The organism is Bradyrhizobium sp. 23AC (assembly GCF_054863025.1).
Window position 1 is genome coordinate 1 of sequence record NZ_JAVAYN010000304.1, and the last position, 236, is coordinate 236.

The following is a 236-nucleotide window of genomic DNA, read 5'->3' on the forward strand; positions in this document are numbered from 1 at the left end:
CTTGCCGAAGGCGATCGCTTGCGCACCGGCGCGAACGGGTTCGCGACGCTCGAGCTGCCCGGCGGCTCATACGTGACGGTCGCGCAGAACGGCGAACTCAATATCGAGAGACTGCGGCACGTCGCGCTGACCGGCGTCGCCGATCGCGTCTTTGAGCTGCGCGCCGGCGAAGTCGAGAGCCAGGTCACGCATGCGAAGCGACGCGATGATCGCTTCCAGATCCGTTCGCCTTCGGT

The 236-nt window shown here is 66.5% G+C and carries 1 protein-coding gene; it reads left to right on the plus strand.

The genetic code is table 11. The features are described 5' to 3' along the window. Positions 1-18: 18 nt before the first annotated feature. A partial coding sequence (locus RAD10_RS42520) for a FecR domain-containing protein (protein WP_461622094.1) occupies positions 19-236 on the plus strand: 218 nt, incomplete at its 3' end.